Consider the following 9,840-nt stretch of genomic DNA (forward strand, 5'->3'; position numbering starts at 1 on the left):
CATTTGCTGATATTCTGAAAATGCTTCAAAAGGAATTTATTATCCCTAAAGCTGCTGATAAATTTCTCTTTGTACTAGCTCCAATCATTATTTTTGTCTCGGTTTATTTAGGTTTTGCTGCGCTGCCATGGGCTCCGGGACTTGTACCTGCGTCTTTAAACCTCGGACTTTTCTATATTTTTGCTATTTTATCTGTTGAAACACTTGGAATTTTAATGGCAGGCTGGGGCTCAAACAATAAATATGCTTTGCTTGGTTCTATGCGATCAGTAGCTCAAATGGTTTCTTATGAAATACCTGTAGGCATATCTCTTTTATCGGTTGTTATGATCTCTCAGTCGTTAAATCTTCAAGAAATCACGATTAAACAAGGTATTCTCTCATTAGAATCTGTTAAATTTTTCGGTATTTGGGAGGTGAAGGAGCTTGGCGGATTTTTAGCTTGGAATATTTTTCAAGCTCCACATCTTATTTTAGCCTACATTATTTATTTTATTGCATCTCTAGCTGAGTGTAATCGTGCTCCATTTGATATTCCTGAAGCTGAATCCGAACTTGTTGGTGGCTTTCATATCGAGTATTCAGGTTTGAGATTTGCCTTTATATTCTTAGCCGAATATTCCATGATGTTTTTAGTCGGTATGATAGGCGTAGTACTTTTCCTTGGCGGTTGGAATAGTCCGCTGCCCAATATTTATAAGTTACCTTTAGCAAGTTGGACAACGGGTATGGCTTGGGGTATTTTTTGGATTTTGCTAAAGACATTAACTGTTGTAGCAGTTCAAATCTGGTTAAGATGGACTTTGCCACGCCTTCGTGTAGATCAACTGATGAGTTTGTGTTGGAAAGTATTAACACCACTCGCTTTTTTGTGTATGTTCATTTCCGGTATTTGGCGATTAACAATGATGTAAAAAGATTGAAATAATTAATTATAAAGGCTTTAATTTTTAGCCAAAGAGAATGGTAGAAACAGTAATTAATGTATTTAAAACAGTTATTAAAGGCTTAAGATTAACGCTAGGTCATATCTTTGCTGCCACAGAAAGCAGAAATGTGAAGGCTATATCTGATCCCAATTACTTTGCCCAAAATTCTGGTATAAACACTATTCAATATCCACATGTAAAATTGCCAGTTCCGGATGTTGGACGCTATCAATTGGATGTAGAAATGGACGACTGTATCGTTTGTGATCTCTGTGCCAAAGTCTGCCCTGTTGATTGTATTGATATTGAAAGTATTAAATCTACTGAAGCAATTGGTAAAACCTCTGATGGTACTACCAAAAGATTGTATGCTGCGAAGTTTGATATCGATATGGCAAAATGTATGTATTGTGGTTTGTGCACCGTCGTTTGCCCCACAGAATGTCTTGTTATGACCGATACTTATGATAGAAGTATGCCTGATCTAAGTGAAATGACCTATAAATTTTCGGATATGACCACTGAAGAAGCGAATGAAAAGAGATTAGCACTTGAAAAACTCAATGCTGAACGACTTGCAGCAAAACAGGCAGTCATCAATCCCAAAAACAATTAGAAATGAATGCAGAACAATTGATATTCTACTTTTTTGCTACATTCTTACTGCTTTCAGCACTTATGGTGGTGACAAGTCGAAATTTAGTTAGAAGTATATTTTTGTTTTTCGTTACTCTATTTTCACTGGCAGCAATTTACGTGTTTGCACTAGCAGATTTTATTGCATTAACGCAAGTAGTACTTTATGCAGGAGGTGTCTTGGTATTGATGTTATTTGCATTTATGCTCTCCAATAAAGAACTTTTAACTGCCATTGAGCCAGTAAAAAGGGTATTTAAAGTCAAGCATTATGTTGGAATTTTTATTTCGCTGGCATTCTTATTTATTTTGCTTCAAATATTTTTGGAGTTTAATTTTTCTCAATTGGATTGGATTAAAACGGCTAGCCCGATTTCTAAAAATGAAAATACGATTCATTTAATCGGTATTCAAAGTATGACCTTTTACTTACTTCCTTTTGAAATATTGTCGGTTTTTTTAATGATGGCACTAATTGGTGCCGCGCATTTGGCTAGAAAGGATAAAAAGATATGATACCATTATCACACTTTTTAATCATTGGTGCCTGCCTCTTTTCTATGGGTTTATATGCTGTATTAACCAAAAAGAATGCAATTCAAGTACTTATTGGCATTGAATTTATGATAAATGCCGCTATTTTGAATTTTGTAGCTTTTGGGAAGTATGATAAAATAGATGGTGGCGGACAAATGTTCGCTTTGTTTTCAATAGTTCTTGCGGCAGCAGGTGTTGCAGTTGCTTTAGCAATTATTTTAAATGTGTATAAACACTTTAAAACAATTGATCCTTCAAAAATTGATAATCTGAGAAATTAAAATGGCGGGACTAGAGTTTTCAGAATTTGCTGCTTTACTTTCAATTTTATTGATATTATTGCCCTTTTTGTCCTTTATCTTAATAATTTTCGGAAAAAAAGGTGGAGGAGAAAATCTAGCTCTTGCTAATATTTCTCTTGCTTTTATACTTTCTCTTTATTTAGTATCCCTAATTTGGAATAAGGCACCAGTTCATTATCAATTAAATTGGTTTTTAATTGGCGAAGTTCAGTTTACAGCGGGTATTTTACTAAATAATCTTTCCTTGCTGATGATCAGCCTGGTTTCAGGAATTTCTGTCCTAGTACATATTTATTCTCGATCATACATGAAAAACGATCCTAATATTCACCGATATTGGGCTTATTTGGGTCTTTTTTGTTTTTCAATGTTCGCCCTCTCTATTTCAGATAATCTCTTACTAATTTATTTATTTTGGGAGCTTGTTGGTTTTTCTTCATTTTTATTGATAGGATTTTGGTTTACTAAACATGCGGCATCTCAAGCGGCAAAAAAAGCCTTTCTAATGAACCGAATAGGGGATATAGGCTTCTTGCTTGGGATAATGATTGTTTTTAGTCAATTTCATACTCTTGATATCTCTATCCTTTTTGGTGAAAATGGACTAATTAATGTCTCAATAATTAAAGATAATCTTTGGGTATTCGGTACTCAGCAAATCCCTGAAATATGGCTTACTATTGCAGGAATAGGTTTTTTTATTGGTGCCATGGCTAAATCTGCTCAATTTCCTCTTCATACTTGGCTACCAGATGCGATGGAAGGCCCAACTTCTGTCTCCTCACTCATTCATGCTGCCACTATGGTTGCTGCAGGGGTATTTTTAATTGCTAGAGTTTATCCAATTTTTGATCCCTTTGTTTTAAATATGATGGTCTTTATAGGTGCTATTTCGGCCTTTATGGCCGCAACTATTGCCCTAACTCAAAACGATATCAAACGTATTTTAGCTTATTCTACCATCTCCCAATTAGGATTTATGGTCATGGCAATGGGAATTGGTGCCTATTCTGAAAGCATTTTTCATTTAACAACTCATGCTTTCTTTAAGTGCCTCTTGTTTTTAGCAGCCGGATCAATAATTCATCAGCTTCATCATTACCGCGATAAACTAGGCTTAGATTTTGATTATCAAGATATCCGAATGATGGGAGGACTCCGTAAAAGTATGCCCCTTACTTTTTTGGCTATGTGTTTGGCCTCTGCAGCACTTATCGGACTCCCCTTTACTTCTGCTTTTCTTTCAAAAGATGCTATTATTGTTTCTGCATTTGAATGGGCAGAAAACAGAAGTGGTATATCCCAAACATTGCCATATTTAATGGTGTTAACTAGTTGGTTAACAGTTTTTTATATCAGTAGATTGCTCTTTAAAGTGTTTTTTGTAAAGTCTAACTTATTAAGTTTAAAGCAGGTTCAGGAAATAAAAGATCCTTCTAAAAAAATGACCTACGTTTTAGTAGTGCTAGCATTTTTCTGTTTGTTTTTAGTTTTTTCTGTCAATCCCTTTTCTTCAGCACATTCTTGGATTTTGAACGCATTTCCGAGTTCTAATATTCAAAAAAATGAGCTTTTTCATTGGATTATTCCAATTATTTTAACATTTGGAACGATTGTTTTAATTGCTTTAGCCTATTCACTTTATGTAAAGAGGGACAATTTTAATGGTTTTGGAAAAGGTATTTTTTATCGTTTTTCAAAGCGTGAATGGTATCTAAATGAATTATACAGTTTGGCTTTCATCGCTAATGTTGAAAAGCTTTCAAAAACATCTTATTGGTTTGATCAAAAGGTTATTGATGCACTGGTTTTAAAATCGGCTTCATTGGTCAGATTGCTTTCATTAATTAGTTCATGGATTGATAAAAACCTAATTGATGGCTTAGTAAATGCTACAGGAAGTTTGGCTAAGCTTATCGGCCGACTAGCAAAAAGCACTCAAAGCGGTAAATTGCAACAGTATTTAACAACAATGCTCTTGCTATTGATTTCATTTTTCATTTTAACTTATTTTTTATGACCTTAAGCAAATTATTAATCACTGCTATAGCTTTTTCGGGGGGGAACAATTAGATATGTTATCATTTTTAATTTTTTTACCGCTTGTAGCTGCTTTGCTGATTCTAATCCTTCCCAATCGGATTCAAAATCAGTTTAAATACATCACTCTCGGAGTAAGTTTGATTCAGTTTATTTTAAGCCTATTTATCTATCTTAACTTTAATAGTTCTTCCATAAATGCGGGTATAAATAATGAATCTCAATTCCAATGGGTAGAAAAGCTGTCATGGATTCGTTTAGATCTCGGCACTATCGGTAAGTTAGAGATAGATTATTTTCTAGGGATTGATGGTATTTCGATGCCATTTTTAATTCTTTCAGCACTTGTTACCTTCGTTGCAACCCTAGCCTCCTGGGAAATAAAAACTAAGTTAAAAGCGTATTTTTCATTGTTCCTTCTTTTAAACACCGCTGTGATAGGTGTTTTCTGTGCCTTAGATTTCTTCCTTTTCTATATTTTTTATGAATTAATGCTGCTGCCTCTGTATTTCCTTATCGGGATTTGGGGTGGTGTTAAAAGAGAATATGCTGCTATAAAATTCTTTTTATATACGCTATTTGGATCTGTATTCATGCTTTTGGTCATCATAGGTCTTTATTTTTCAGTTTCTGACCCTATTAGTGGCAACCATACCTTTAACATGATTTTGATGATGGATCCTTCAAATTACGCGGATGGATCTATTTTTTCTGCTTTAGCCAAAAATAATTTATTTGGCATGTCAGCTCGTTTGTTAGCTTTCATTGTTTTATTTATTGCCTTTGCTATAAAGGTTCCGATTGTTCCCCTCCACACCTGGTTGCCCGATGCTCACGTGGAAGCACCTACACCTGTTTCTATTATTCTTGCTGGATTATTATTAAAGGTTGGTGGCTACGGAATTATCAGAATCTGCTATAGTATTTTCCCAGATGCAGCTATGCAATCGGCTTGGTGGATCGGACTAATTGGTGTGATTTCTATACTTTATGGGGCTTTAAATGCCTTAGCTCAGACCGATTTAAAGCGTTTAATTGCTTATTCCTCAGTATCTCACATGGGCTTTGTGCTTTTAGGTATAGCATCATCTACCAGCGAAGGTATTAGTGGTGCCATGCTTCAAATGATTAGCCACGGCGCATTATCAGCCATGCTTTTCTTCTTAGTAGGAATGATCTATGAGCGTGTGCACGATCGTGATATTGCAAATTTTAGTGGTTTGGCTGAAATAATGCCCCAGTTCACTGCTTTTGTGATGATCGCCTTTTTTGCTTCTCTTGGCTTACCCGGATTTTCTGCCTTTATGGCCGAAGCTTTTAGCTTAATTGGTGCATTCACCTCGGAACAAGTTAACGGACTTCTACCGCGCTGGATGGCAGTTTTAGCCTCTGTTGGAATTTTATTGGGTGCTGCTTATTTTCTCTGGACTCTTCAACGCATGTTTTTTGGTCCAACTCAATTAAAAGGAGGCGATGATTGGTTGTCAAAACTGAAAGATGTGACTATGCGCGAAAAAATTGCCTTAGTCCCATTAGCTATTTTAGCTCTAGCACTCGGAATTTTTCCATCATTATTATTTGATAAGATGAATGCATCAATATTAGCATTTGTTCAATTAATTTTAAACTAATGGTTGAGTTTATACCTTTCATTTCTTCATCGATTAATGATACGCTCGCTAGTTTGGCTTATTTTGGGTCTGAACTAGCCTTGGTGGCAGGATTTCTATTGGTTATAATACTTGATTTATTTTTCTCTAAAAAGCTCCCTCAACTGAGCTTTGGCCTGTCAATGGCTATTGTGTTAATTGTTTTAGTCCAAAATTTTACTCTTTTGAATTTAAAACCTCAGGTTTTATTCGGAGGAATGATTGTTCTAGATCACCTTTCGGTACTATTTAAAATCCTTTTTTGCTTAGTCAGCCTGATTTTTCTTCTGTTTATACGATTTAATAAATCGCTACAGGAACATGAAAAGGGTATTGGTGATCTTTATGCAATTTTATTAGCCGTTCATCTTGGAATGAATTTAATGGCCATGTCTTCTAATTTATTGATGCTATTTCTTTCAATAGAGATGGTTTCTTTGGGGTCTTATTTAATGGTTGGCTATATTTCCAAAGATTCAAAACAAAGTGAAGCATCTTTAAAATATGTATTGTTTGGCTCAGTGGCCTCTGCCATTATGCTTTATGGATTATCTTTACTTTACGGCTTTACAGGTTCACTTTATTTATTGGAACCATCATTTATTACTGGCCTTCAAAATTTATCTCAATTGCCCTTAGTACTAAGCTTAACTTTAGTATTTGTTGGAATCGCCTTTAAAATATCTGCATTTCCTCTTCATTTTTGGGTTCCTGATGTTTATCAAGGAGCACCAAGTCCGGTGACAGCATTTTTATCTACGGGGCCCAAAATAGCGGGATTTGCTGTTTTGATTAAGTTTTTGATACTTCTGCAAGCAATAGGCATAGCTTCAAATACCATTTTTACTGTTTTGGCAATGATTGCTATAGTAAGTATGATTCTTGGGAATTTTGCGGCAATATGGCAAAACAATTCTAAAAGGATGCTTGCCTATTCATCGATAGGACATACAGGTTTTATGTTTATGGCGCTTTTTGTATTACCGGGACAAGGCTATAAGGCTCTCATTTTTTATATGTTTATCTATGTAATCATGAATATGGCTGCCTTCTTAATCCTTGATGAAATAGAAGATCAAACTGCAAAACAAAATATTGATGAATACTCTGGCTTAGGTAAACAATTAAGTATTTTAATGATTTGCTTCGTAATTGTACTTGTTTCACTAACAGGATTGCCTCCAACCGCCGGTTTTACAGCTAAGTTTTTTGTGTTTTCTGCTGCCTTAGACGCCTACAATAGCTCCGGCTCGTCTGTGATTTTAATAATGATTATTGTTGCAGCTTTAAGCACTTTGATTTCCTTATTTTATTATTTTAAGATCCCATTAAATGCCTATTTGAGAGAATCTATAGGTACTGAAATAAAAACAAGTATTTCTCCCAAAACTTATCTAAGTGCTTTCTTGGCTTTCTTATTACTATTATTAATTGTTTTCCCATCACTTATTGAACAGTTTTTATAAGCATGCGAGTTAATCTTAGCTACTTTAATTTTAATTCCATATTAGATCATTTTTAGTATTTTTTCGTTGGATACTTAGCGTTTAAATTTCTATTTTTACAATCTCAGAATATCTTATGAGCGACCAGATTAAACATGAGTGCGGAATAGCACTTATCCGTCTTTTAAAACCTCTATCTTTTTATCAGGAAAAATATGGTACGGCCCTTTACGGACTAAATAAGCTGTATTTATTAATGGAAAAACAGCATAATCGGGGACAAGATGGTGCAGGTATTGCAACGATTAAACTCGATATTCAACCTGGAAAGCGATATATTAGTCGCCATAGAGCAATGGGTGCCAATGCTGTTGCAGAGATTTTTGAATATGTACAGAAAAAGTTTGCTGATGTTCATAAAGAATCACCAGAGTTACTTCAAGATACAGAATGGCTTAAAGAAAATATAAGCTTTACCGGTGAAGTTTTAATGGGACATTTGCGCTATGGTACTCATGGTAAAAATAGTATTGAGAGTTGCCATCCTTTTTTACGTCAAAACAATTGGATGACTCGAAATCTGGTCGTTAGTGGTAATTTCAACATGACCAATGTAGATGAGCTTTTAGAACAGCTTTTCGAATTGGGTCAGCATCCAAAAGAACGTACAGATACAGTTACCGTTCTCGAAAAAATTGGACACTTCCTAGATGATGAAAATCAGATTCTTTTCGATAAATATAAAAATGAAGGTTTTTCTAATGAACAAATTAGTCACCAAATAGCAGAACATATTGATGTAGCTTCAATACTTCGTCGCTCAGCAAAAACTTGGGATGGTGGTTATACCATCAGTGGAATTTTAGGTCATGGAGATGCTTTTGTAATGCGTGATCCATCGGGAATTAGACCTGCATTTTACTATCATGACGATGAAATTGTGATTGTAACATCCGAGCGTCCAGCAATACAAACAGCATTTAATGTTCCCCTAGAATCAGTAAAAGAAATAAAACCAGGTCATGCTTTAATCATAAAAAAGAATGGTAAAATTACGGAAGAGCAATTTAGGGAACCTGAAGAACAAAAATCATGTTCTTTTGAACGCATTTATTTTTCTAGAGGTAGCGATGCCTCCATTTATAAAGAACGTAAACAACTTGGATTAAATCTTTGTCCGCAGATATTTGATGCCATTAATCGCGATATTAAAAACACCGTATTCTCCTTCATCCCCAATACTGCAGAAGTGGCATTTTATGGGATGGTAGAGGGAGTTCATAATTACCTTCGGGACTATCAAAAAGATATTTTATTAAATCGTGCCGATAAAATTACCGACGCTGAGCTTGATGATGTGTTAAGTTTAACTGCTAGAGTTGAAAAAATTGCCATTAAAGACGTTAAGCTTCGTACATTCATTACTCAAGATGCTGATAGACAGGATATGGTGGCGCATGTATATGATACCACTTACGGATTGATAAACAAGGGTACTGATAATTTGGTAATTCTTGACGATTCAATTGTTAGAGGTACCACGCTAAAGCAGAGTATCTTAAAAATATTAGATCGTTTAGGTCCCAAAAAGATTATTGTTGTTTCATCAGCTCCTCAAATCCGATATCCCGACTGCTATGGTATTGATATGTCGAGAATGGGTGAATTTGTAGCATTTGAAGCAACTATTTCTCTGTTAAAAGAAAGAGGAATGACAGACCTAATTGATCGCGTTTATCAAAACTGCCTTGAATCCCAAAAACTTGGTAATAAGCAGGTTAAGAATCATGTTCAAGATATTTACAGTCCTTTTACAGATCAGGAAATTTCGGATAGAATAGCCCAAATTATTACTCCTAAAGATATCAATGCAGAAGTCAAAGTTATTTATCAAACACTAGATAACCTTCATAAAGCTATCCCTGCACATTTAGGTGATTGGTATTTCTCTGGAAATTATCCTACACTTGGAGGTAATAAGGTGGTTAATAAAGCCTTTATGAATTGGGTTGAAGGTAAAAATCAAAGAGCTTATTAAGAAAAAACATTCTTAAAAAGGGATTGAATTTTAACTGTAATCCCTTTTTTTGTTTGTGGTCTCTAATTTTAAATTAATGAATGGCCTATTATGAGATTATAAATTATTCTTGCTGCAAATATTAGAATTAAAACTCCCGCAATTTTATTAAGATTAGAGATAGTCTTTTCTTTGATTTTATATCTCAATTTATTTGCATAATAAGCTTTAAGCACATCAAGGCTAAACTGTGTGACTAGAATTGATCCATAAAATGGTAGTATG

At 34.8% G+C, this 9,840-nt stretch carries 8 protein-coding genes and 1 pseudogene; 8 read left to right on the forward strand and 1 reads right to left on the reverse strand.

What is annotated here, in order from left to right:
• From ACIQ0D_RS09235 to ACIQ0D_RS09270, 8 genes are all read left to right on the forward strand, one after another.
• Positions 1-914: NADH-quinone oxidoreductase subunit H (locus ACIQ0D_RS09235; RefSeq protein ID WP_395804923.1), on the forward strand; the 914-nt coding region annotated here is incomplete at its 5' end.
• Between the two features lie 49 nt (positions 915-963).
• Positions 964-1,545: a 4Fe-4S binding protein gene (locus ACIQ0D_RS09240; protein WP_395804924.1), complete on the forward strand. Its 582-nt coding sequence runs from the start codon at positions 964-966 to the stop codon at positions 1,543-1,545.
• Between the two features lie 2 nt (positions 1,546-1,547).
• Complete coding sequence (locus ACIQ0D_RS09245; RefSeq protein ID WP_395804926.1) at positions 1,548-2,081, forward strand: NADH-quinone oxidoreductase subunit J; 534 nt, start codon at positions 1,548-1,550, stop codon at positions 2,079-2,081.
• On the forward strand, positions 2,078-2,383 hold the full coding sequence (gene nuoK, locus ACIQ0D_RS09250; protein WP_395804928.1) for an NADH-quinone oxidoreductase subunit NuoK: 306 nt from the start codon (positions 2,078-2,080) through the stop codon (positions 2,381-2,383). Before ACIQ0D_RS09245 ends, nuoK begins: the two co-directional genes overlap by 4 nt.
• Before the next feature lies 1 nt (position 2,384).
• Positions 2,385-4,424, forward strand: coding sequence for an NADH-quinone oxidoreductase subunit L (gene nuoL, locus ACIQ0D_RS09255; protein WP_395804930.1), 2,040 nt, complete (start codon positions 2,385-2,387; stop codon positions 4,422-4,424).
• A gap of 55 nt (positions 4,425-4,479) precedes the next feature.
• Complete coding sequence (locus ACIQ0D_RS09260) at positions 4,480-6,075, forward strand: NuoM family protein (protein ID WP_395804932.1); 1,596 nt, start codon at positions 4,480-4,482, stop codon at positions 6,073-6,075.
• Positions 6,075-7,559: an NADH-quinone oxidoreductase subunit N gene (locus ACIQ0D_RS09265; RefSeq protein ID WP_395804934.1), complete on the forward strand. Its 1,485-nt coding sequence runs from the start codon at positions 6,075-6,077 to the stop codon at positions 7,557-7,559. Before ACIQ0D_RS09260 ends, ACIQ0D_RS09265 begins: the two co-directional genes overlap by 1 nt.
• Before the next feature lie 115 nt (positions 7,560-7,674).
• Positions 7,675-9,576: an amidophosphoribosyltransferase gene (locus tag ACIQ0D_RS09270; RefSeq protein ID WP_395804936.1), complete on the forward strand. Its 1,902-nt coding sequence runs from the start codon at positions 7,675-7,677 to the stop codon at positions 9,574-9,576.
• Between the two features lie 68 nt (positions 9,577-9,644).
• Here ACIQ0D_RS09270 and ACIQ0D_RS09275 read toward each other — a convergent pair.
• Positions 9,645-9,840: pseudogene (locus tag ACIQ0D_RS09275) on the reverse strand (LysE family translocator); the annotation flags it as partial.

The organism is Daejeonella sp., assembly GCF_044342615.1.
In the GTDB taxonomy this organism is placed as follows: Bacteria; Bacteroidota; Bacteroidia; order Sphingobacteriales; family Sphingobacteriaceae; genus Daejeonella.

Coding starts and splice junctions, on each gene's coding strand:
- ACIQ0D_RS09240 (WP_395804924.1), top strand. CDS start 964: ATGGTAGAAACAGTAATTAATGTATTTAAAACAGTTATTAAAGGCTTA.
- ACIQ0D_RS09245 (WP_395804926.1), top strand. CDS start 1,548: ATGAATGCAGAACAATTGATATTCTACTTTTTTGCTACATTCTTACTG.
- nuoK (WP_395804928.1), top strand. CDS start 2,078: ATGATACCATTATCACACTTTTTAATCATTGGTGCCTGCCTCTTTTCT.
- nuoL (WP_395804930.1), top strand. CDS start 2,385: ATGGCGGGACTAGAGTTTTCAGAATTTGCTGCTTTACTTTCAATTTTA.
- ACIQ0D_RS09260 (WP_395804932.1), top strand. CDS start 4,480: ATGTTATCATTTTTAATTTTTTTACCGCTTGTAGCTGCTTTGCTGATT.
- ACIQ0D_RS09265 (WP_395804934.1), top strand. CDS start 6,075: ATGGTTGAGTTTATACCTTTCATTTCTTCATCGATTAATGATACGCTC.
- ACIQ0D_RS09270 (WP_395804936.1), top strand. CDS start 7,675: ATGAGCGACCAGATTAAACATGAGTGCGGAATAGCACTTATCCGTCTT.